We start from the raw sequence: 23,586 nt of genomic DNA on the forward strand, positions 1-23,586 counted from the left end.
CCCGGTTCCGGAATCCAAAATCAGCAAAATCAGAGGGTGTGCCCGGCGCCGTGCCAGCGGCGCTCATAGCGGGCACCCAGCGAGGTGAGCAGCTCGTAACCGATCGTTCCGGCGGCCGTGGCCAGGGTGTCCACGCCATCCGCATCGCCGCCGATCACGTCGATAAAGGCGCCCTCGCGCAGGGCATCGGGCGGCAGGGCGCTCACATCCACGGTGATCATGTCCATGGAGACGGCCCCGACCACGGGCAGCTTCACACCCGCGAACCCCGCATGGGCCTTGCCGGCGAGCGCCCGGAAGAAGCCATCCGCATAGCCGACCGAGACGGTGGCGACGCGCCGGGGCGCGGGGGTCACATAACGCCCGCCATAGCCCACCGCCGTGCCCTCCGGCAGCTCGGCCACGCGCAGCACCCGGCCGGAAACGCGCACCACCGGCGCCATGGGATTGGGCGCGCCGGGGCGCGGCGCGATGCCGTAGAGGGCCGCGCCCGGCCGCAGCAGGTCGAAATGATAGGGCGCGCCCAGGAACACGCCGGAAGAGTTCGCGAACGAGGCTTTCGCCGCCGGCAGACGGGCGCGCAGCCGCTCGAAGGTGACGCGCTGGCGCTCGTTAGAGGGATTATCAGGCTCTTCCGCCGAGGCCAGATGGCTGATGACCAGCCGCAGGTCGAGCCCCTTCAGCCGCTCGGGCTCGGCGGCGAGGCGCTCCACCTCCGCTTCCGACAGGCCGAGCCGGGCCATTCCCGTATCCACATGCAGCGCCGCCGGCAGGGCCCGGCCGCAGGCGCGGGCCTCCGCCGACCAAGCCGCGATCTGGCCCAGGGTGGACAGGACCGGCGTGAGCCCATGGGCGCGCATGTCCGCCTGCAGACCCGGCACCAGACCGTGCAGCACGAGGATATCGGCCCCCGGGACCGCCGCGCGCAAAGCGAGCCCTTCTTCCGGGTGCGCGACGAAGAAGGTCCGGCAGCCGGCCCGCGCCAGGGCCGATGCGACAGGACCAGAGCCGAGCCCATAGGCATCCGCCTTCACCACCGCGGCGGCGGGCACGCCTGCGGCCACCGCCATGAGGTGCCGCCAGTTGCCGACGATGGCCTCGAGATCCACATGGACCACGGCGCCGGCTCGCGTCGGCACGGCAAGGCTTTCACCCCCGCCGGCGACGATGCGGGGGGTGGGTTCGGCAGAGGTTTTCGGAAGCGGCCTGGACATTGCGGGGCACCTGCTGGACGGGCTTCCCCTTCCTCCGCATCATCCGTGCCAAGACGCTTTTCCTGCAAAATCAAGGCATTGATACCAGGACCACAGCCCTGCACGTCCGGAAATCCGTACACCCACGCTCAAGGATGTAGAGTTTCCGCTTATTTCTCAATGGCCTGCCGCAACTGTCCGGAAACCCGTCCGACGTACGGATTTCCTTACGATCGCGTCAGCCCATAGCGCCGCAGACGATCGGCGATGGTGGTGTGCGAGGTGGCGAGGCGCGCCGCCAGTTTGCGGCTGGATGGGAATTGCGGATAAAGGCGCGCCAGCAGGGCCTTCTCAAAGCGCTCTATGGCACTGTCCCAGCTCATGATTTCCTCTTCCGCCAGGACCCGGACCGTGGCTGCGTCGCGGTCGGCGAGGATCAGGTCGGCGGGCTCCAGCACCGGCTGATCAGACATGGTGACCGCCCGGAAGATCACGTTCTCGAGCTGGCGGACATTGCCCGGCCAGGGCTGGCGCTGCAGTGCCGCTTCCGCCTCGGGCGAGAGCTGCGGTGCCGCCCGGCGCGACTGCACTGCGGCGCGGGCCACGAAATGGCGGGCAAGGCGCACCACATCCTCGCCCCGCTCCCGCAAAGGCGGGACATCGAGCGTGAGCACGTTCAGCCGGTAATAGAGATCCTCGCGGAAGGTGCCGGCCGCGACCATGGCGGCCAGGTCGCGGTGGGTGGCGGAGATGATGCGCACATCCACCCGGCTCTCGCGTTCCGCGCCCACCCGCCGGAACGAGCCGTCATTGAGAAAACGCAGCAGCTTGGATTGCAGATAGGGGGACATCTCCCCCACCTCGTCCAGGAACACGGTGCCCGTGTCCGCCAGCTCCATGAGCCCCGGCTTGCCGCCCCTCTCGGCACCGGAAAAGGCGCCGGAGGCGTAGCCGAACAGCTCGCTTTCGGCGAGATTTTCCGGCACCGCCGCGCAGTTGAGCGCCAGGAAGGGCGCCTCGCGCCGGCGGCTGGCCCGGTGGCAGGCCTGGGCCACCAGCTCCTTGCCGGTGCCCGTCTCCCCAAGAATGAGGATGGGGGCATCCACCTCCGCCACCCGCGCCGCCCGCTTCCTCAGCGACTGGATGGCGGATGAGCTGCCCAAAATGGCGTCGAAGCCCCGCTCCGGCTGGGTCTGGAGCCCGCGCATGCGGGCCCCCAGCCGGTGGGGCGAAAGCAGGGTCACCACGCCACCCGCCAAAAGCCCCCCATCGAAGACCGGCACCACGTCGAGCTGAAACGGCACCCCGCCGAACGACACCTCCCGCGGGGCGGCGCGAAAGCCCGAGCGCACCAGATCCGCGAGCAACCGGCCGTCGGCCAGGAGATCCCCCAGGCCCTGCCCGCAGATCTCCTCCACCCGTCGGCGCGAAACCGCAGCCGTGGCCGCGTTGGCGATGAGCACCGTGCCCTGCGCATCCACCAGCAGCACCGGATCCGGCATGCCGGCCAGCAGCGCTTCCAGATGCAGCCGATCCCGCGTGACGGGCAGGATGTCCACGCGACGCGCGGCGGTCACCCCATCCACGCACAGCAAGGCGTCGCACAGATCGACCCAGGCAGCTTCCGAGAGATCCGGCGCATCAATGAAGACGTGGGGCGGGGCTACCTCCACCGCCGTCACATTGAGGCGGCGGGTGGCGAGCGCCGCGAGGATTTCGTGTGCGATGCCGACCCGATCGCAAAAGGCCACGTCAATGCGCATGACAATCCGAGTTCGGCCGAGAATTTGACGGCGGGTGGCGCGGCCAGCCGGGGGCGCCGGTCCCCCAGGGTTAGCCGTCCCCAGAGCGCGCGGCAAGCCGGGGCGGTACGGCCACCAAGGGCCCACCGCGCTGGCCGGAGACGCCGCGCCGCCGGAGCACCGCATACGTCTGCGGCACATGCCGCGAACCGCCCCGCGAGCCGAGCCTCCGTCAGCCCTTCTGGCGCAGCCGCGCCAGGGGCGCATGGGCGGGCATGATGGCGGCGAGGCGCCGGAGCCCCGGCTCGATCCGGTTCGTGGCGATGGAGGTGAAGCCCAGCCGGAAGAAGCGCCGCGCCTCCTCCGGGCGGTCGAAGAAAATGTCGCCGGGCTCGATGAGCACCCCATGGGCCTCGCGCGCGGTCTCGGCCAGGGCCCTCATGTCGGTGCCCTGCGGCGCCTCGATCCAGAAACTGGTGGCGCTGGCGTCGCGGCGCCATCGGCACTGGGGAAACAGCTCCGGCAAAAGTGAGCTGATGAGGTCCGCCCGCTCCTTCAGCACCTCCCCGCTCCGCCGCAGATGGTGGCGGTAGTGCCCAAGGGCGATGAACATGGCGAGGCTGCGCTGATTGTTGGAGGGCGGATGGCGCAGCATCAGGCGCCGCAGCACCCGCAATTCCGCCACCACCGGCGCCGGCGCGACGATGTAGCCGACCCGCAGCCCCGGCGCGAGCACCTTGGAGAAGCTGCCCACATAGATGACCCGCCCGGCCGTATCGAGGCTCTTCAGGCAGGGAATGGCCTGTCCGCCGTCAAAGGCCACGTCGGCCTCGTAATCGTCCTCCACCAGGACGACATCGTGGCGCTCGGCCATGGCCAGCAGCTCCCGCCGCCGGGAAAGCGGCATCACCGCCGTGGTGGGGCATTGATGGCCCACGGTGACGAAGGCCACCTTGCGGCTCGCCAGCCGCGCATCCGGCACCACGCCGTGCATGTCCACGTCCAGGTTCACCACATCGTCGGTGGCGAGCCGGGCCATGTTGCGGATGTCCGTATAGCCGGGATTTTCCACCCCCACCGGGGTGTCGCGGCCCACCAGAAGCTGCACCAGCATGGACAGGGCCTGCTGCGAGCCGATGGTGACGATGATTTCGTCGGGACTGGCGATGATGCCCCGCCGGGAAAGGATCTGCAGCCGCAATTGCTCGACGAGATCAGCGTCGTCCTCGTCGATGAGGTCGCCGGCCCAGCCGTTGATCTGCCGCACATGGGAGGCGGCCCGCACGCTCTCGCGCCAATTGTTGCTGGGAAACAGGGCCGGGTCGAACTGGCCGAACAGGAAGGGATAGGGATAGGAGAGCCAGTCCCGCGGCTTGGCGATCTGGGGCTGGGCCGAGGGCCGCACCGCGAAGCGCGCCGACCAGTCATCGCCGTCGGCCTTCGGCACCAGACGGGGCGTCCGGCTCGGCGCCGACAAGGCCACGAAAATGCCGCAGCGCTCGCGCGCCACCAGCACGCCTTCGTCCACCAGCTGCTGATAGGCGGCGTTCACCGTGTTGCGCGCGATACCCAGCAGGCTCGCGAGCTGCCGCGAGGACGGCAGGCGCACATCAGCGCCCAGAGTGTTGGTCTCCACCGCGTGCACGATGGAGCGCCGAAGCTGCACATGCAAAGGCACGCCGCTGCGGTCCGGCTCTCCAAAAATGCGCTTCCAGCGGAGTTCGTCTTCCACGTCGACCCCTGCTCTTCCAAGACGTTGACCATCTTGAAAAGCAAGTTCGATGCCACGAGCCACCTTAATACCTTCGCGTGGTATTCCAGGGGAGCGAGCCGCTGCACAGGGGGCGAGCAAGGCCGACCCGAAATCCGGCATTGCCTGCCTATTGTGCAGATCGCTGGAGCCGTGCCCCGCGACGGGCGAAGGGTCGTTCATGCCGACAGGGCCATTTCCCCGCTGGAGAAATCCGGGGCCTCGATCTCCCCGGCACGGTGGCAGGCAACGAAATGGCGGGGCGCCACGGGGCGGGGCAGCGGCGTCTCCGCGCAGCAGCGGTCCACCGCGAAGGCGCAGCGGCCGGCGAAGCGGCAGCCGGCGGGCGGATCGATGGGGCTCGGCGGCTCACCCTTCACCAGATACCGCGCCTTCAAGCGCTCGCGCAGGGGGCCGGCCGGCACCGCGGCGGAGATCAGCGACCAGCTATAGGGATGTCGGGGCGCCGAAAAGAAGCTGGCGGTGGGGCCCTGCTCGATGATCTGGCCGAGATACATCACCGCGATCTCGTCGCACAGATGCTGCACCACGCCGAGATCGTGGGAGATGAAGATATAGGCAATGCCCCGCTCCTGCTGCAGCCGCCGCAGCAGATTGAGGATCTGCGCCTGGATGGCCACGTCGAGGGCCGACACCGCCTCGTCGCATACGATCAGCTCGGGTGCCGTAGCGAGCGCGCGGGCGATGCACAGGCGCTGGCGCTGACCGCCGGAGAACTGGTGAGGATAAAGGAAGGCCGCCTCCGGCGGCAGGCCCACCGTGGGCAGAAGCTCGGCCACCCGATCGGCAGCGGCCCGGCGCGAAAGGCCCTCCAGCAGGCGCAGCGGCTCGGCCACCAGTTCCCCGGCCTGACGGCGCGGGTCCAGCGAGGCGAACGGATCCTGGAACACCATCTGGATGCGCCGACGCGCCTCCCGCAGGCGGCCGCCGCGCATGGCGAGGAAGTCCTCGTCCCGCAGCACCACCTGCCCGGAGGTGGCCGGCACCAGCCGCATCACCCCCTGCGCCGTGGTGGACTTGCCCGAGCCGGATTCCCCCACGATGCCAAGGCTGCGCCCCTCATGCACCACGAAGCTCACGCCATCCACGGCATGGACCACCTTGCCGCCCGCAGCGGGGAAATGCACCGTCAGGTCATTGACCTGGAGGATGGGGCGCGGGCGCACATTCTCAACCGCCGTCATGCCACGGCCCTTTCTTCCGGATGCCAGCAGGAGACCTCATGGTCGGGCGAGATCGCCGCCAAAGGCGGCTGGTCCTGCGCCGAACATTTGTCGGTGGCCCGCGCGCAGCGGGGCGCGAAGGCGCAGGAGGGGGGCCGCTGGCCCAGAGGCGGCACCAGCCCGGGGATTTCCTGGAGCGGCTCGGGCACGCCGGCCGCCGCCGCGCCCAGCCGCAGGTGGGGCGAGCAGGCCATCAGGCCGCGCGTATAGGGATGGCGCGGTGCCTCCATCACCTCCAGGGTCGGGCCATGTTCCACGCAGCGCCCCGCATAGAGCACCGCCACCGTATCGGTGATGTCCGCCACCGCGCCGAGGTCGTGGGTGATGAGGACGATGGCCGTTCCCATCTCCTCCTGCAACTCCTTCAGGAGATCGAACACCTGGGCCTGGACGGTCACGTCGAGGGCGGTGGTTGGCTCGTCGGCGATCAGCAGCTTGGGCCGGCACGCCAGCGCCATGGCGATCATCACCCGCTGGCGCATGCCACCGGACAGAGCGTGGGGATAGGCCTGCAGGCGCTGCTCGGCGGCGGGGATCTGCACCGCCTTCAGCATGGCCAGCGCCCGCTCCATGGCGGCGTGCCGCCCGAGCCCCTGATGCAGCCGCAGCGCCTCGCAGATCTGGTCGCCCACCGTGAACACCGGATTGAGCGCCGTCATGGGCTCCTGGAAGATCATGGACATGGCATTGCCCCGCAGCGCCCGGAGGCGGGCGGGAGGAACCTTTGTGACGTCCTCCCCATCCAGGAGGATGGAGCCTTTCTCCAGGGCGAAGCCATCGGGCAGCAGGCCCATGATGGCGAGAGCCGTCATGCTCTTGCCGCAGCCGGATTCGCCCACCAAAGCGATGGTGCGGCCGCGATCGAGCTCGAACGAGAGGTGTTCGAGCACGGGCACCGTGCCGGAGGGGCGCTTCAGCGAGACGGTGAGGTCGCGAACGGACAGAATCGGGCTCATGCTCAGCGCTTCCTCAGGCGGGGGTTGATGGCGTCGTTGAAGGCATCGCCCACCAGGCTGGTCCCGAGCACCGCGAGGAAGATGGCAGCGCCGGGGAACATCACCGTCCACCACGCATCGAGGGCATAGGCGCGGTTCTGGCCCAGCATGAGGCCCCAGCTCATGACATTGGGATCGCCCAGGCCCAGGAAGCTCAGCGCCCCCTCGAACAGGATCGCGGTGCCCACCGCCAGGGTGGCGGAAACCACGATGGGCGGCGCCGCATTGGGCAGGATCACCCGCCAGATGAGATAAGCGGGCGCCGCGCCCGAGGCCCGGGCCGCCTTCACGAATTCCAGCCCCCTGAGGCGCAGGAACTCGGCCCGAGCCAGCCGCGCCGTCGGCGGCCAGGAGACGATGCCGATGGCAATGGTGGTGACCACGAGATGCTGGCCGAAAAGCGTCACCAGAACCATGGCGAACAGCAGTGTCGGCAGGGTCTGGAAGAATTCGGTGACCTTCATGAGCAGCGTATCCGCGGCGCCGCCGAAGAAGCCCGCGAGGGAGCCGAAGGCAACGCCGATCACCACCGTGATCAGGGCCGAGGTGAAGCCCACCGCCAGGCTCGCCCGCCCGCCCTGGAGCAGGCCCGCCAGGATGTCGCGCCCGAGATAATCGGTGCCCAGGAGGGGATCCTCACCCGGCGGCTGAAACGGCATGCCCACGATGTCGAGGGAATCCACCCCATAGAGCTGCGGCCCCGCCAGCGCGGCGAACACCAGCACCACCAGGATGATGAGCCCCCCAAGGCCGATGGGATTGGACAGGAACAGGCGCAGCGCCGTGCCCGCCGGAGAGGCGACGCCTTGCGGCGCACCGGTCTGTGTGGTCGGCAGCGAGGCGCTCATGCGGCCCTCCCGGTGCGAATGCGGGGATCGATCAGGCGGTAGACCAGGTCGGTCACGAGGTTCACCAGGATCACGAGCAGCGCCGAGAAGAACAGGATGCCGAGCAGGGTCGGATAATCGCGCCGCAGGATGGAATCGAACACCAGGCGGCCCAGGCCCGGCCATGAAAACACCGTCTCCACCAGCACCGCGCCGGCGAACATCTGGCCGAACTGCATGCCCACCATGGTGACGAGGGGAATGAGCGCGTTGCGCAGCGCGTGCTTGCCCACCACCACGCGCTCGGACAGGCCCTTGGCGCGCGCCGTGCGCACATAGTCCGCGTGGAGGGCGTCGATCATGCTGGCGCGCATCAGGCGGCTGTATTGGGCGATATAGACGATGGCGAGCGTCACCGTGGGCAGCACCATGTGGCGGGCCACGTCCAGCGCATGATCGAGGCCCGAATACTGGGCGGCGGGGTCCACCATGCCGGCCACCGGCAGGATGGGCCACATGGAGGAGAACAGCACCAGCAGCATCAGGCCGGTCCAGAACACCGGCGCCGCATGGGCCGCGGTCGACACCACCGAAACGAAGCGGCTCAGCGCCCCATCCGGCTTGCGCGCCGCCAGCACCCCCATGCCGCCGCCGACCACCACCGCCAGGACCAGCGCCGCGACCACCAGGAGCATGGTCGCCGGCAGGCGGTCCAGGATCAGCGTGGTGACCGGCTGGTTGAAGTAGAAGGAATAGCCGAGATCCCCATGGGCCACCTTCCCGAGATAGGTGAAAAGCTGCTCGGGAAGGCTCCGGTCAAGGCCGTATTGCGCGCGGATCTGGGCCAGGACTTCCGGCGAGGCGCCGCCCATCTCCCCGCCGATCACCTGCGCCGGATCACCCGGCGCAGTCTGGATCAGCAGGAAGTTGAGGACGACGACCGCCAGCAGCAGACCGACGATGTTGACGATTTGCCGGGCGGCACGCGCCCACAAGGCGGCGCCTCCCTTCATTTGGCGGCCCCGGACGACCAGGTGAGCTCGTCGAGCGGAGACAGCACGCCCCAGATGGAATCCGGAAGGCCGGTGAGGCGCGTGTCGTAGGCGGTCTCGTAGGGGGTCACGTTGATGAAGGTGATCGGCACCTCATCCACCACGATCTTCTGGAACTCGCTGTAGAGCGCCTTGCGCTTGGCAGGGTCGGTCTCGATGGCCGCCGCCTCCAGCAGTTCGTCCACGCGGGGGTTGCTGTATTGCTGGGTGTTGGACCAGATCACGCCCTTGCGGATATTGCTGCCGAGATAGGTGCGCGCCACACCGATCACCGGGTCACCCCAGTTGAACACGGAATCCATGGTCAGGTCGAAGTCGAAATTCGACACACGCTGTGCCCAGGTCGCGAAGTCGGGCGCCGCGCGCACCTCCAGGGTCACGCCGATGCGCTTGAAGGCGGAGCGCAGGTATTCGGCGATGTTGCGCTGGTATTCATTCTGATTGGGAATGTAGTCGATGGTCAGCGTCATGCGGCTTCCGTCGGCGCCCTTCTTCAGGCCCGCCTCGTCCAGCAGCTGCTCGGCCTTCTTCAGGTCCAGCTTGTACTGCTCCACATTGGGCTCGAACAGCGGGGAGCCGGACACAATGGGGCCGGTGGAGGGCTTTGCCGTGCCGCCCAGCAGCTTCTGGGTAATGAAATCGCGGTTCACGGCATAGGCCAGCGCCTTGCGCACGCGCACATCGTCCAGGGGCTTCTTCTTGGTGTTGAAGGCCAGCCAGTTGAGCGGGCCGATGCCCTCATAGCCCTTGGCGGTCACCTCCACGCCGGGCGCCTTCTGAAGGCGCTTCACGTCCAGAACGCCGGTCAGGAACGGCAGCATGTTCACCTCGTGCCGCTCCGTGGCGATCACCAGGCTGTTCTTGTCCGGCAGGATGCGGAAGATGACGCGGTCGAGCTTCGGGCGGCCCGGCAGGAAGAACTTGTCGAACCGCTCCAGCTCGATGGTCTCGCCCTGCTTGTACGACACCAGCTTGAAGGGGCCCGAGCCCACCACGGCGAGGTTGGCCGGATGGGTGCGGATGTCCTGGCCGTCGCCATAGATGTGCTTCGGCAGGATCGGCATCAGCGCCGGCGACATGGCCAGCAGCAGGGCCGGATGCGGCCGCGACAGGTGGATCACCACCGTATAGGCGTCCGGCGTGTCCACGCTCTCCACCGGCGCCAGCATGGTCTTGAACGGGTGGTTGTTCTTGATGATGTCGATGGAGAAGGCGACATCCGCGGAGGTCAACGGCTGGCCGTCGTGGAACACCGCGTTCTTCACCAGGTGCAGCGTCACCGTGCGCCCGTCCGGGGAAACATCCCACGTTTCAGCCAGATAGGGCTTGGGGGTCCACTTGTCGTCGAAGCGCAGCGGGCTGGCGAAGAGCTGGGTGGAGACCATGCCGGTGGCGAGGCCCGATTGCACGGCGCCGTTGAAGTGGCGCGGCACCTGGGTGGTGCCGATCACGAGGGGAGCGATGGTCTCGGCCCTGGCGGGCGCCCCGAGCGCGAGCAGGCACGAAAAGCCCGCGGCGATGAATGCGCGTTTGGTCAGTTGCATCGGGGATCGTCTCCGTAGGGGTTGCGGGACATGGCAGAAGAAAAGTCGGGCCCACCAGCGGCGGCGGGCACCAGGGCATGGTCAAGAAGATCGGCCAAAGCCTCGCCCGCATGGGCGTCACCGGCCGCGATGCCCACCAGCTCAATTCCCCGCGCGGGGGATGAGGCGGGTGCGAGGGTCCACCGGCGCCCCACCATTTGGAGCACGCGGGTTTCGGCAGGCGCGCCCAGGCGCACCCAGCCCTTCAGCCGCAGCACGGACGAAGGCGCGCGCTCCAGCACGCCGCGCAGGGCGCCGGCCTCGAAGGCGCCGGGGCGGCGATAGATGAAGCGATCGAATGCCGCCTCGTGATCGGCGGCGGACGTGGCGCGAAAGCGCGGGCGCTCTTCGCCCATAAGGCCGGGGGCAACGATGTCCGCCGGCATGCGGCCGCCCACCGTCTCCACCACCGGCCGCCCCGGCGCCAGCTCCGCGAGGAGAGCGCGCGCACGCGCCTTGGCTTCATCCCCCGCGAGGTCGCACTTGTTCAGAAGCAGGATATCCGCCGCGCGCACCTGCCGCGCCAAGGTATCGCCCAGGCGGGCATCCGCGATCTGGGCGGGGAAGGCTTCCGCGTCCACCACCACCACGATGGCACTCAGGCGCAGGTCCGGCTCGATGATGGCGATCTCGGCGATGGCCTCGGGGTCGCCGACGCCGCTCGCCTCGATGATGATGTGATCGAACGGCACCGGCTCCGCCAGCACCCGCGCCAGGGTGCCCAGGAAGCCGTCGCCGAGGCTGCAGCAGATGCAACCATTGGTCAGGCGCAGGGTTTCCCCATCGTGGCTGGCGATCAAATCGCTGTCCACGTTGACCGCCCCGAAATCGTTGACCAGGACCGCATAGCGACCCGCGCCACCGGCCAGCAGGCGGTTGACCAACGTGGTCTTGCCCGCCCCCAGGAAGCCGCCGATGACGGTGAGCGGCTGGCGCGGCCGCCCCAAGCGGGTGGCGCCCTGCATCATGGCCGCGCCGCCGGGAAGACCTTGCCGCCCACCACGGTGGCGACAACGGAAATATCCCGCAGCTTTTCCGGAGCCACCGCGAAGGGATCCTCCGCCAGCACCGCGAAATCGGCATGCTTGCCGGGGGTGATGGAGCCCACCTCGCTGTCCATATGCAGCGTATGGGCGGCCCCGAGGGTGATCGCGTGCAGCGCCTCGCCCACGCTCAGCCGCTCATCGGGACCGAGCACCGCACCGGACGACGAGATGCGGTTGACCGCGCACCAGGCCGCGAACAGGGGACCAAGCGGCGTCACCGGCGCATCCGAATGGATGGAGAATGGGATACCCAACCGGCCTGCGCTTTTGGCCGCATTCATGCGCGCCACCCGCTCGGGTCCCACGGTGAGGTCGCGGTGAATGTCGCCCCAATAATAAACGTGGTTGGCGAACAGGTTGAGGCACACGCCCAGCGCCTTGGCGCGCTCCAGCTGGGCGGGGCGGGCGAGCTGGCAATGCTGCAGCGTGTGCCGGTGATCCGCGCGCGGCTCGGCCTTCAGGGCCAGCTCGATGGCGTCGAGGGCGGCTTCCGTCGCCTCATCGCCATTGGTGTGAATGTGAAGCTGCACGCCGGCCGCGTGATAGATGCCGACGATGCGCTTCAAATCATCGGGCGCCACATACCACATGCCGTTGGGCGCGCCATTGTGATAGCCGGGCGCGCCGAGGCGGGCGGTGAAGCCCTGGATCGACCCATCCACGATGATCTTCACGAGGCCGAAGCGCAGCCGCTCCGTATTGTGGGCGCGCAAGGCGGCGATGCGCGCCACCCCGTCCTCTGGCGCGCAGGAGGCGGAGGCGAGCGCCGGCACGATCCGCACCGGCAGATCCTCCGTGCAGGCGGCCCGATAGATCTCAATGGTGCTGTCGGGCAGGTCATTATGCAGGTCGGCAATGGTGGTGATGCCCTGCACCCGGGCCGCCGCGCCGAAGCGGGCAACGTCCGCTGCCTCCAGCTCGCCCGCCCAGGAGGTCCAGCCCAAGGCGCGCAGCAGGCGCAGGCGGGCGGCGATGCCCTGGAGCTCGCCCGAGGGCTGGCCGTCGGCGCCCTTCACCACACCGGCGATGGGCGTGTCGGCATCGAAGCCCGCCATTTCCAGCACACGGCTATTGGCCACGATGATGTGCAGGCTGGCATGAAACACCACCATCGGCCGCTCGGCGGACACCTGGTCGAGGTCCTGCCGCGTGAGGCGCGCACCCTTGATGTGCAGCGGATCGAAGCCCCAGCCCACCAGGGTCTCGTCCGTGGGCGACGCCGCATGCGCCTGCGCGAGGCGCTCCACCACGCCGTCGATGGAGGAGAGGCCGGGAACCAGCTCTCCGGCGGGGTTGCGGCGATCGCCCGCGCCCACATAAGTGTGCTTCCAGAGGGTGCCTTCCATCACATGGGCGTGGCCTTCCACGAAGCCGGGCAGGATCACGCAGTCGGCGAAGCGGCAATCCACCGGCTGGCCCGCGAAATCCTCCGCCGCGCCGATGGCAAGGATGCGCCCGTCGCGCACCGCCACATGAGTCGCGTCCGGCCGGTCCGAGTCCATGGTGATGACGCGCCGGGCCTCGAAAACGGTCATTTCACTCACGTTGCGATCCCCTCATTCTTGGAAGGAGTATGAGGGCGGGCCCGTGAAACGACAGGGACCAGCCAGCCAGGAGCAATGGATCCAGAGCCGCGCCCGCGCAGCCGCGTCGACGGGTCCAGGATGATGGATGCTGTCGGGTGCTCCGCGCGGTGCCGCGCACAGCCTTCGGCCGCCGCCGGAGCCAGGGCGCCATTGCCCCGCCCCTCCACCGATCGGCCTCGCGCGTGGAACCCGCAAGGGGCATGTGCCCCGCGCCCGTCCATGCGTGCCGGCAATCATATCAGGTCTTCCGGCTTGTCCAATGTCCCGCCACGGAAGCCCCCCCGCGCCGCTCATCTCTCGGCAATCGCACCGGCGCGGGGTAGAAGAAAGGCGCGGCACCGGCCGGCGGTGCCGCAGCCGGTTCAGGAGTGTGCTGCCCGTGTCGCCCGAAGGTCACATCCTCATCGTGGATGACGATGCGGACATCCGCCGCCTCGCCGGCAAGTTCCTGCGCGAGAACGGGCTGAAGGTGTCCTCCGCCCAGGACGCCCGCGAGATGCGGGAGGTGATGGCGGCGGGCCCGGTGGATCTCATCATCCTGGATGTGATGCTGCCCGGCGTGAGCGGCCTGGACCTGTGCCGCGATATCCGGCGCAGCTCGCAGGTCCCCATCATCATGCTCACCGCCCGTGGCGGCGATGTGGACCGCATCGTGGGGCTGGAGCTCGGCGCCGACGACTATCTGGCGAAACCCTTCAACCCCCGGGAGCTGCTCGCCCGCATTCACGCAGTGTTACGGCGGGCGCGGCCGGCGGGCGGAGCGGCGACATCCGGCGGCGCCCGCCTCACCTTCCGCGGCTGGACGCTGGATACGCGCCGCCGGGAGCTGACCAATCCGGGTGGGGCGGTGGTGGACCTTTCCACCGGTGAATACGACCTGCTCGTCACCTTCCTGGAACACCCCCAGCGGGTGCTGAACCGCGACCAGCTCATGGACGCCGCCAAGAACCGCACCGCCACGGGCTTCGACCGGGCCATCGACATCCAGGTGAGCCGGCTGCGCAAGAAGCTCGGGGCCCAGCTCGATGTCCATGGCGGCCCGGAAATGGTGAAGACCGTGCGCGGCGCCGGCTACCTGTTCGTGCCCGAGGTCGAGCGCAGCTGACGCGCGCCGTGGTGCCCTGGAGGGCGAAGCTCCGGAGGGGCGCGTTCACCATGGCGGAGAAGCGCCAGCGACCGCCCGGCTTTGGCTAGGGCCATGCGTCCCGCTCACGGATGGGCGCGCGGGCCCTTGCCCTCCTGGTCCTTGAGAGCCGGCAACACTCCCCGCCGCAGGCCCCTTCGCCATCGGCCGAGGCGACACGCCGCCCGCGCCGCCAACCGTCGCGCGCCCGGTCAAATGGTTGCCCGCGAACCGCAGCCCGTATCATATGGCGCCCGGGTGATGACGATGGTGGAGCCAGGTGACGCCGCGCGAACAGACGACACAGCCGCAGGCCGGCCCGCAGCGCGCCGGTGCGCGCCCCGCCATTCCGCGCACCGTATGGGCGCTCGGCCTGGTGAGCATGTTCATGGACATCTCTTCGGAGATGATCCACGCGCTGCTGCCCCTGTTCCTCACGGGCACGCTGGGCGCGAGCATCGCCATGGTCGGGCTGATCGAGGGTGTCGGGGAATCCACGGCACAAATCGCAAAGGTATTCTCCGGCTATCTCTCGGACCGGTTCGGGCGGCGCAAACCACTCATCCTGCTGGGTTACGGGCTCGGCGCGGCCTCCAAGCCCTTCTTCGCCCTGGCCGGCGCGCCGGGCATGGTCCTGGCGGCGCGGTTCGCCGATCGCGTTGGCAAGGGCATGAGGGGCGCACCGCGAGACGCCCTGGTGGCCGATGTCACGCCCGACGAAATCCGTGGTCGCGCCTATGGCCTGCGCCAGGCCCTCGACACGGTGGGCGCCTTCGCCGGGCCCCTTCTCGCCATCGCCCTCATGGCGCTGTTCTCGGATGATATGCGCGCGGTGTTCTGGGTCGCCCTCATCCCCGGCGCGCTGGCGGTGCTCTGCGTGGTGCTGGGCGTGGAGGACCGGGCCGTGGCGGCCGAGGCCGGCGCCCGCCCGCCTCCGGTGAGGATGGCCGATCTCAAGCGCCTCGGCCGGCCGTTCTGGAGCGTGGTGGCCATTGGCGTGGTGTTCACCCTGGCCCGCTTCAGCGAGGCCTTCCTGGTGCTGAAGGCCCATGACGAGGGGCTGCCGCTGGCGCTCGCGCCCTTCGTCCTGGTGGCAATGAATGTGGTCTATTCCCTCGGCGCCTATCCGGCCGGTGCCTGGGCGGACCAGGCCCCGGCACAGCGCCTGCTGTTCAGCGGCCTTGCCGTGCTGGTGGCGGCGGATCTGGCTCTGGCCTTCGCGCCGGGCCTGCCGGGGGCATTCCTGGGCATCGTGCTATGGGGCGCCCATATGGCACTCACCCAAGGGCTGCTCGCCAAGCTCGTGGCTCAGCATGCCCCGGCGGAGCTGCGCGGCTCGGCCTTCGGCCTGTTCAACCTCGCCACCGGCGGCGCCACGCTGCTCGCCAGCCTTGCGGCCGGCCTGCTGTGGGAAAACCTGGGCGCCCAGGCGACATTCATCGGCGGCGCGCTCCTCGCGGTGCTCGCCGCCCTGCTCCTCATCGCGCCCGGCATGGTGCGCCGAAAGGAAGGGGTGAAAGCGCGCTAGCGGCCGAGATACTTGATGAGGGCGGCGATGCCCAGCACCACCAGCATCAGGACCAGCAGGCCGAAAAGCCAAAACCCCCACATGCCGAAGCCCATCATGCCGTCGCCATACATCATCGCATGATCCTCCTCCGGCCGCCGCGTCCGATCGAAGCAAATCGGCATGGACATGAGCCCACGGCGCCGGGTTCCGCCTGGGGCTCGCCCTCCCCGCTCAATCTAAACCCGGATCGACGCCTCCGGGCTGACAATCTCGCGCGCGGCCTCTCAGGCCCGGTTGTTCAGGCCTTGTCGCGTGGGTCGTCGGCGATGAGGGAGGGTTCGGCGGCTTCTTCCTGGGCCAGGGCTTCCAGCACCTCGCCCTTGGCCGCGCGGCCGCCGGCGATGAAGCCGATCACCACCAGCTGCAGGAAGTGGTAGATCATGATCGGCGTGATGATCAGCGACAGCTGCGGCGAGGTGCCGAACATCACCTTGGCAATGGGAAGCCCCGTCGCCAAAGACTTCTTCGAGCCGCAGAACAGCACCGCCGTCGTGTCCGCGTGGTTGAACCCCGCAAACCGGCAGAACAGCCCCAGCAGCCAGTACACCACCGCGAACAGCAGCCCCACACCCGCCACCATGCCGATCAGCAGCAGCGCGCTGTGCCCGCTCCACACCCCTTCCGCGACACTGTCGCAGAACGCGTTGTAGACGATCGCCAGGATCACCGCCCGGTCCGCGATCTTCACGATCAGCTTGTGCTTCTCCACGAACGACAGCAGCAGCGGGCGCACCAGCTGGCCCACCACCAGCGGCAGAATGACGATCATGATGAGCTTCACGATCACATCGCCCAGCGCCATGGAGCCGCCGGTTGCGTGCAGGTACCACGCCATCAGCAGCGGCGTGACGAACACGCCGATCAGCGAGGAGATCGAGGCGTTGAAGATGGCCACCGGCACATTGCCCTTGGCCAGCGACGTCATGGCCACCGACGACGACACCGTGGACGGCAGCGCCGCCAGGAAGAAGAAGCCGATGCCCACTTCCTCCGGCATCAGCCGGTTGATGAGCGGCATGGCCAGCACCACCACCAGCGGGAACAGCGCGAAGGTGGCGAGCTGCACCACCAGGTGCAGCTGCCAGCGGGTCGCGCTCTCCAGCAGCCGCCGGGTGGCAAGCGACACGCCATAGAGGAAGAAGATGACACCGATGCCCCAGGTGGCCGCGCGGTCCGCGTGGAGAAAGCCCCCGGTCACCCCCGGCTGCGGCCAGACCAGGGCAAGCACAACTACCGCCACAAGGGCAGGAAGAAACGGGTCAATCTTGATGCGCACGAACGTTGACCTTGGCAAATGGGAACGGGAACGGCCCCGGCGAGGAGAATAAATCCGATCCGGGGCGGGAAATCATGCGATGGCGTGCGCCGGTCACCCCTTGCGGTGCGGCTCGCCCAGGGTGTGCATCAGCCGGTTGGCCCAGCCGAAGATGGCGACCGCATGAATGAGATCCACGATCTCCAGATCGCTCAGCCCCATGTTGCGCAGATGATGGAGGTGATAGCTCGTCACTGACATGGGATCGGTGGTGATGTCCACCGCGAAGTCGAACAGCGCCTGTTCCTCAAGGGGCAGGTCGGCCTTGGCGCCGTTCTCGAAGATTTCGGCGACGATCTCGGGTTTGCGCGCCTGCTGGATATAGCGCGCCGCATGCACAGACGCACAGAAGACGCAATGATTGACCACCGAGGCCCCCAGCGCCCCAAGCTCACGACCGGCGCGGGAAAGACCGCCCTCGCCATACATGATCTCGTTGAACAAGGGCGTGCGCTCGCGCAGCATGTCCGGCTCGTGGGCCAGCACCAGGACATAGGGCGAAACGCCCTTGTTCGAGGGCGTCACCTTCATGGCGTCGAGCTGCTCGGGGGTCGCGCCGGCCAGGTCGACGGGGGTGATATGGGGGCGCCAGTCCAGCGGATCGGTGGTGAAATCAAGAACCGGATCTTGCATCTCAGTGGCCCTGCATCTCAATGGTCCCGCAGCAGTCGAAGGCCCGCGACGAGCACGATCTGATAGTTCACGAACGCGATGAGGCCCGAGAGCGCGACGATGTCGCGCTCATCCAGCCCACTCGCTTTCAGGGCCTCGATATCGGCCCGCGTCGCGCTTTTCGGCTTCAGGGTCACGAGGTCGGCGTGGCGCAGCACGGCAGCCAGCCGCCCGGCGGGCGCGGGCGGGGACCATGCAGGGTTCGCCATGGCCGCTTCCGCCTCCCCGCCCCCTTCGGCCACCATCCGGGCACGATAATGGGTGGCGAGCTCCTCGCAACGCCACGCGGCGGCCATGCGCGCGGCCAGGGCCGCCCGCTCGGCGCGAGAGAAGTTGCACGGCTCCTCGGCCTCGAGAGCGGCGGCGTAGCTGGTCTGCGACAGATGCTTCAGCATCGGCCGCAGCCCGCGCAGTTCCGGGATCGGCGAGGAGGGCGTGAGACCGAGAACGCTCTCGATCACATCGCCATTCTGACGGGCGGACATGGGATCTCCCTTCGCGGTGCCGGCCGCCATCACTGGGGCGCGGCCTCGGCGTGGCCCGGCGGTGTCCAGTTGCGGCCGGGAACCGCCCCGATCAGCATCTGGGTATAAGGGTGGCGCGGGTTTTCGAGGATGTCGCTCGCCCGGCCAGCTTCCACCATCTCGCCGTTCTTCATCACGATCAGCTCATCCGTCACCTGCGCCGCCACGCGCAGATCATGGGTGATGAACAGCACTGAAAGGCCGAGCCGCTGGCGCAGGCTTTCCAGAAGATCCAGCACCTGCGCCTGCACCGACACGTCCAGCGCCGAGACCGCCTCGTCGGCAATCAGCACCTGCGGTTCGGGCGCGAGCGCCCGAGCGAGGCCGATGCGCTGGCGCTGGCCACCGGAGAATTCGTGCGGATAACGGCTCACCGCCTCGGGATCGAGGCCCACCATCTCGAACAGCAGCCGGGTGCGGTCCATGGCCTTGCCGCGATCGACGCCGCGGGCCACCAGCCCCTGCGCCACCAGCTCGCCCACCCGACGGCGCGGATTGAGCGAGGCGAAGGGATCCTGGAACACCATCTGCACCTTCTGGCTCTCCCGCCGCCACTGGCGCGCGGACAAGGCCAGAAGGTCTTCCGAACCCAGCGTCACGCTGCCGGTATCGGCCGCGATGAGGCGGGCGACGCAGCGGGCGGTGGTAGACTTGCCGGACCCGCTCTCACCGACGATGCCCAAGGTGGCGCCACGCCGCAGCTCGAACGACACGTCGCGCACCGCATGGGTCACGCGGCCCTTACCGAACAGGGTCTTGCGCCCATAGGTCTTGGACAGGCCACTCACCCGCAACAGCACCTCGTTGTCGCACGGCGGGCGCGCGGTGGGCTTCAGCGGCGGCACGGCGGCGATGAGGCTCTGGGTATAGGGATGCTGCGGATTGTTGAGGATCTCGCTGGCGGGGCCCTGCTCCACCACCTTACCCCACTGCATCACCGCGACCCGGTCGGCGATCTCCGCCACCACGCCGAAATCGTGGGTGATGAAGAGCACCCCGGTGCCCTTGCGCTTCTGCAGGTCGCGGATCAGCTTCAGGATCTGCGCCTGGGTGGTCACGTCGAGGGCGGTGGTGGGCTCGTCGGCGATCAGCACCGCCGGTTCAAGCGCCAGCGCCATGGCAATCATGGCCCGCTGGCGCTGGCCGCCCGACAGCTCATGGGGAAACGCCTTGGCGGCCGCCACGGGATCGGGGATCAGCACCTCGCTGAGCAGCTCCTGCACCCGCTTGGCGGTCTCCGTCCGCGTCAGCTTGGTGTGGACGCGGAACACTTCGCCGATCTGGTCGCCGATGGTGCGCAGCGGGTTCAGGGCCGTCATCGGCTCCTGAAAGATCATGCCAATCCGGGAGCCCCGGATTTCGCGCATGGCGGGCTCCGGGAGGGAGAACAGCTCCTGGCCGTCCAGCCGGGCCTGCCCGGCCTGGATACGCACCGAGGGGGGCAGCAGGCGCATGATGGCGCGACCGGTGGTGGATTTACCGGAACCGCTTTCGCCCACCAGGCACAGGATCTCGTTCGAGCCCAGGGTCAGCGAGACGTTGTCCAGAGCGAGCGGCCGGTCGGCGCCCTTGGGCAGGGCGACGGAGAGGCCTTCGACGGCGAGACGATGGCTCATTGTTCATCCAGTCGAGGATTGAGGGCGTCGTTCAGTCCCTGTCCGACCAGAGACACGGCGAGAACGGTCAGCAGGATGGCGAAGCCGGGAATGGCGCTCACATACCATTCCGAGCGGAGCACGGAGCGGCCCAGGCCCACCAGATTGCCCCAGGAGGGCACGTTGGGGTCGGAGAGGTTGAGGAAGGCCAGGGAGCTTTCCAGCAGGATCGAGGTGGCCATCACCACGCTGGCATAGACGATCACCGGCGGCAGGGCGTTGGGCAGGATCTCGCCAAAGATCAGGCGGGTGTCGCTGAGCCCCGAGAGGCGGGCGGCCTCCACGAACTCGCGATTTCGCAGGGTCATGAACTCCGCCCGTGTCAATCGCGCGGGTGCTGGCCAGGAGACGACGCCGATGGCGATCACCACCATCTCGATGCGCGAGCCGAACACCGCGATGAGCAGCAGCAGCAGCAGGAAGTTGGGCAGGGTCTGGAAGGCATCGGTGATGCGCATCAGCACCTCATCCACCAGCCCGCCATAATAGCCGGCCACCGCGCCCACCAGGATGCCGACCGCAATGGCCAGCGAGGTGGCCACCACGCCGATGAGCAGCGAAATGCGGGCGCCGTAGAAGATCTGGGCGGCGATGTCGCGGCCCATATTGTCGGTGCCCAGCCAGAAACGCGGGTTGGCCATGGGCCATTGCAGGGGCCGGCCCGCCAGGGACAGCGGGTTGCGGGGAAAGAGGAAATCCGCGCTGAGCGCCAGCAGCACCACGGCCACCAGCAACACCAGCCCCATCACCGCCGACGAATTGCGGAAGTAACGCTTGAAGGCGGGCATGGATCAGTTTCCTTTCCCGCGGATACGCGGATCGAGGCGGGCATAAATCAGGTCCACCGCGAAGTTGACCAGGATCACCAGCAAAGCCGAAATAAAGACGATGCCGAGCAAGGTATTCAGGTCGCGCTGCACCACGGATTCGTAGGCGAGGCGCCCCAGGCCCGGCAGGGTGAACACGCTTTCCACCACCACAGCGCCACCGAGCATGGTGCCGGCATGCAGGCCGATCAGCGTGACCAGCGGCAGCAGCGCGTTGCGCAGGATGTGTCGGGTCACGATGGAAGTTTCGTCCACGCCCTTGGCCCGCGCCGTGCGCACGAAATCGAGCGTCGACACCTCCAGCATGGAAGCACGCATGATCCTGAGATAGGTGGCGAGGAAGATGAGGCTCAAGGTGATGGTGGGCAGCACCATGTGGTAGGCGATGTCCGCCGCCCGCCCCCAAGCCGAATATTCGACGCCGATCTCCTCGAAGCCGCCGGCCGGCAACCAGCCGAGCTTGATGGAGAAGATCACCACCGCCATCAGACCCAGCCAGAAGGCGGGCGTGGCGTAAAACAGCATGCCGAGGGTGGAAATGAGCGTGTCCTGCCAGCGATGCACATAACGCGAGGCGATGACGCCCAGAACAACGCCACCCAAGGACGCGAGGGTGAGGGACGAGGCCATGAGCAGCAGGGTGACGGGCAGCCGCTCGAAGATGACATCGGCAACCGGCTTGCCATAGATGGCCGAATAACCGAGATCCAGATGCACCAGCCGCACGAGATAGTCGGCAAGCTGGATCCAGGCCGGCGTATCGACACCGTAATGCTGGCGCAGGGTCTCGATCATCTTGGCGTCGCCGCCGCCCATCTGGGCGAGAAGCGCGTCCACCGTGTCGCCGGGGGCGAGTTGCAGCAGGCCAAAGACGCCCACCAGGATAATCAGAAGGCTCGGCAGGCTGATGGCCAGACGCCGCAGCGCGAAACTCAACAGTTGCATGGGGGGCGTCCCAAGGCTGGTCCGGGCGCCGCCGAAGCGGCGCCCGGATCGTTTCACAGATAGAGATCGTGCCAGGAGCTGGAGGGCCAGCGCGGCGTATTATTGTCGTTCTGCAGCTTGACGCTGGCGGCGGTGGTGAACAGGCGCTCGGTGGCGAACCACACCGGCAGCTCCTCATTCACCATCTGCACGAACTTGGCGTACAGTGCCTTGCGCTTGACGGGATCGATCTCGGACGCCGCCTCGTCGATCAGCTTGTCGAGGGCCTCGGACTTGTAGCCGAACTGGTTGGTCCAGGGCGCACCCTTCGGGCTACCGGAGCGGAACCACACCGTGGTGGAAACCGCCGGATCGCCGCGATACTGGTGCCAGCCGGTGGCCAGATCGAAGTTCCATTCCTTGTAGATGGTCGCCAGCGCGCCCGCATTGTCGAGCTGCACCACGTCCACCTTGATGCCCACTTCCGCCAGCGACTGCTGGATGTAGGTGCCGAACAGCGGAACATCTTCCGCGTTCTGCACCGGCACCAGGCGCAGGGTGAAGCGATTGCCGTCGGCGCCGCGCTTGTAGCCGGCCTCGTCCAGCAGCGCCTCGGCCTTCTTGCGATCGAACGGATAAGGGAAGGTGCCGCCGGGATAGAAGGCCTTCGACACCGAGGGGATCGGGCCGGTGGCCACCTTGCCGTTGCCATAGAGGAAGTTCTCGATGAAGAACTCGACGTCGATGGCATGGGCAATGGCGCGGCGCACCCGCACGTCCGCCAGCTCCTTGCGGCGGTGGTTGAACTCGACCGTGTTGTTGAACGGGTTCGCCTCGTTGCCGCGGGTGCCGACGGAGAAGCGCGGATCCTTCTTCAGGCGATCGAGATCAGCGAGCGAGAGCTGATTATAAGCGGAAAGCTGGACCGCACCCGTTTCCATCGCCGCGGCGGCCGCCGACTTGTCGGTGATGAAGCGCCAGGCGATGCGGTCCACATAGGGCTGGTCCTTGCGCCAGTAGTTCGGGTTGCGCTCGGCGATGATGTACTGGCCGCGCTGGTATTCCACGAACTTGAACGGGCCGGTGCCGATGGGCGCGGTATTGGCGGGATTGTCGAGCGGGTTCGTGCCCTCATACAGGTGGCGCGGCACCAGATAGCCCAGGTCCACCATGGCGCGCAGCAGCAGATCCAGCGGCATGGGGCGAGAATAGCGGAAGATGGCCGTACGGTCGTCCGGCGTATCCACCGCATCCAGGTAAAGCTGAAGCTGGGTGCCGTAGTTCTGGTACTTCTTCCAGAGCTGCATGGCATTGTACTGCACGTCGGCGGACGTCAGCGGCTTGCCGTCGTGCCAGGTCACGCCTTCGCGCAGCTTGAAGGTCACGCTCTTGCCGTCGGGCGCGGCCTCCCAGGATTCGGCCAGCACCGGGACGATGGAGCCGTCTTCCCCGAGATCCACCAGCGCTTCCACGATCTTGCCGGTGACGATGAACACCGAGGTCGAGGCACGGATGGCCGGATTCAGGATGCGCTGCTCGGCGCCGAGCTGAACTGTCAGCACCCCTCCCTTCGTAGGCGTGCTTTCGGCCGCGAAGACGCCCTTCGGGAGCACGCCCGCAAGGGCCGCCGCCGAAACGGAGGCAAGAAGGGTACGGCGAGACAAGTTCATGGCTTCCACCTCATTTGGTGCCGGACGCGACCGGCGCGCGGAGAACTCTGACCCCGACTTCCAGGATGCTTGAGGCGGCCCAGGGCCCGCCCCGATCACGCGCCGCAACCCCAATCCGGGACAGCGGCGCTTGGTGTTCACGGTCACCCCGACCTGCGCCGGCTGCGGAAGCAGCCGAGGCGGAAGAGCCCGCAACGCTGTCGATTATTCTGAATTCAGGATCGAATTCAATACCGTATTTTACAGCTTCGACGCTTTTTTACGCTTCCGCAGATATGCACATATCTT

Annotated in this window: 19 protein-coding genes; 2 read left to right on the forward strand and 17 right to left on the reverse strand. The window is 67.9% G+C overall.

What is annotated here, in order from left to right; translation table 11 throughout:
- Positions 1-29: 29 nt before the first annotated feature.
- The 10 genes from alr to V5F26_RS18805 form a co-directional block, all read right to left on the reverse strand.
- Positions 30-1,214 carry an alanine racemase gene (gene alr / locus V5F26_RS18760; protein ID WP_394947108.1) on the reverse strand — a complete coding sequence of 395 codons (1,185 nt, stop codon included), beginning with the start codon at positions 1,212-1,214 and terminating at the stop codon, positions 30-32.
- Positions 1,215-1,420: 206 nt separating this feature from the next.
- On the reverse strand, positions 1,421-2,956 hold the full coding sequence (locus V5F26_RS18765; protein ID WP_394947107.1) for a sigma 54-interacting transcriptional regulator: 1,536 nt from the start codon (positions 2,954-2,956) through the stop codon (positions 1,421-1,423).
- Positions 2,957-3,167: 211 nt separating this feature from the next.
- Positions 3,168-4,667 carry a MocR-like pyridoxine biosynthesis transcription factor PdxR gene (gene pdxR, locus V5F26_RS18770; RefSeq protein WP_394055806.1) on the reverse strand — a complete coding sequence of 500 codons (1,500 nt, stop codon included), beginning with the start codon at positions 4,665-4,667 and terminating at the stop codon, positions 3,168-3,170.
- 197 nt (positions 4,668-4,864) lie between these two features.
- Positions 4,865-5,890 carry an ABC transporter ATP-binding protein gene (locus V5F26_RS18775; protein ID WP_394947106.1) on the reverse strand — a complete coding sequence of 342 codons (1,026 nt, stop codon included), beginning with the start codon at positions 5,888-5,890 and terminating at the stop codon, positions 4,865-4,867.
- The gene (locus V5F26_RS18780) at positions 5,887-6,885 is read right to left on the reverse strand and encodes an ABC transporter ATP-binding protein (protein ID WP_394947105.1); all 999 of its coding nucleotides are present in this window, start codon (positions 6,883-6,885) and stop codon (positions 5,887-5,889) included. Before V5F26_RS18780 ends, V5F26_RS18775 begins: the two co-directional genes overlap by 4 nt.
- Before the next feature lie 2 nt (positions 6,886-6,887).
- Positions 6,888-7,772: an ABC transporter permease gene (locus V5F26_RS18785; protein ID WP_394055811.1), complete on the reverse strand. Its 885-nt coding sequence runs from the start codon at positions 7,770-7,772 to the stop codon at positions 6,888-6,890.
- Positions 7,769-8,764, reverse strand: coding sequence for an ABC transporter permease (locus tag V5F26_RS18790; RefSeq protein ID WP_394947104.1), 996 nt, complete (start codon positions 8,762-8,764; stop codon positions 7,769-7,771). Before V5F26_RS18790 ends, V5F26_RS18785 begins: the two co-directional genes overlap by 4 nt.
- Positions 8,761-10,347, reverse strand: a complete 1,587-nt coding sequence (locus V5F26_RS18795) for an ABC transporter substrate-binding protein (RefSeq protein ID WP_394055814.1) — start codon at positions 10,345-10,347, stop codon at positions 8,761-8,763. The genes V5F26_RS18790 and V5F26_RS18795 overlap by 4 nt, the downstream gene beginning before the upstream one ends.
- On the reverse strand, positions 10,338-11,354 hold the full coding sequence (locus V5F26_RS18800) for a CobW family GTP-binding protein (RefSeq protein ID WP_394947103.1): 1,017 nt from the start codon (positions 11,352-11,354) through the stop codon (positions 10,338-10,340). Before V5F26_RS18800 ends, V5F26_RS18795 begins: the two co-directional genes overlap by 10 nt.
- Entirely contained in the window at positions 11,351-12,967 is a 1,617-nt protein-coding gene (locus V5F26_RS18805; protein ID WP_394947397.1) for an amidohydrolase, read from the reverse strand. The genes V5F26_RS18800 and V5F26_RS18805 overlap by 4 nt, the downstream gene beginning before the upstream one ends.
- Positions 12,968-13,397: 430 nt before the next feature.
- On the opposite strand from V5F26_RS18805, the gene V5F26_RS18810 reads away from it, so the two are divergent.
- Together V5F26_RS18810 and V5F26_RS18815 are read left to right on the forward strand one after the other, a co-directional pair.
- Positions 13,398-14,123: a response regulator gene (locus V5F26_RS18810; RefSeq protein ID WP_394947102.1), complete on the forward strand. Its 726-nt coding sequence runs from the start codon at positions 13,398-13,400 to the stop codon at positions 14,121-14,123.
- 400 nt (positions 14,124-14,523) lie between these two features.
- Positions 14,524-15,669: an MFS transporter gene (locus V5F26_RS18815; protein WP_394055855.1), complete on the forward strand. Its 1,146-nt coding sequence runs from the start codon at positions 14,524-14,526 to the stop codon at positions 15,667-15,669.
- Positions 15,670-15,949: 280 nt separating this feature from the next.
- Here V5F26_RS18815 and V5F26_RS18820 read toward each other — a convergent pair whose 3' ends face one another.
- From V5F26_RS18820 to V5F26_RS18850, 7 genes are all read right to left on the reverse strand, one after another.
- On the reverse strand, positions 15,950-16,987 hold the full coding sequence (locus tag V5F26_RS18820) for a bile acid:sodium symporter (RefSeq protein WP_509210527.1): 1,038 nt from the start codon (positions 16,985-16,987) through the stop codon (positions 15,950-15,952).
- Between the two features lie 93 nt (positions 16,988-17,080).
- Entirely contained in the window at positions 17,081-17,659 is a 579-nt protein-coding gene (locus V5F26_RS18825; RefSeq protein ID WP_394058429.1) for a peroxidase-related enzyme, read from the reverse strand.
- A gap of 17 nt (positions 17,660-17,676) precedes the next feature.
- Positions 17,677-18,183 carry a CMD domain protein gene (locus tag V5F26_RS18830; RefSeq protein WP_394058431.1) on the reverse strand — a complete coding sequence of 169 codons (507 nt, stop codon included), beginning with the start codon at positions 18,181-18,183 and terminating at the stop codon, positions 17,677-17,679.
- Between the two features lie 29 nt (positions 18,184-18,212).
- The gene (locus V5F26_RS18835) at positions 18,213-19,838 is read right to left on the reverse strand and encodes an ABC transporter ATP-binding protein (RefSeq protein WP_234052892.1); all 1,626 of its coding nucleotides are present in this window, start codon (positions 19,836-19,838) and stop codon (positions 18,213-18,215) included.
- A complete protein-coding gene (locus V5F26_RS18840; protein ID WP_234052893.1) occupies positions 19,835-20,665 on the reverse strand; it encodes an ABC transporter permease in 831 nt (276 codons plus the stop codon). Before V5F26_RS18840 ends, V5F26_RS18835 begins: the two co-directional genes overlap by 4 nt.
- 3 nt (positions 20,666-20,668) lie before the next feature.
- Complete coding sequence (locus V5F26_RS18845; protein ID WP_234052894.1) at positions 20,669-21,649, reverse strand: ABC transporter permease; 981 nt, start codon at positions 21,647-21,649, stop codon at positions 20,669-20,671.
- A gap of 53 nt (positions 21,650-21,702) precedes the next feature.
- Positions 21,703-23,298, reverse strand: a complete 1,596-nt coding sequence (locus V5F26_RS18850) for an ABC transporter substrate-binding protein (RefSeq protein WP_234052895.1) — start codon at positions 23,296-23,298, stop codon at positions 21,703-21,705.
- Positions 23,299-23,586 lie beyond the last annotated feature (288 nt).

Origin of the sequence: Xanthobacter variabilis (genome assembly GCF_043831965.2) — a bacterium.
In the GTDB taxonomy this organism is placed as follows: domain Bacteria; phylum Pseudomonadota; class Alphaproteobacteria; order Rhizobiales; family Xanthobacteraceae; genus Xanthobacter.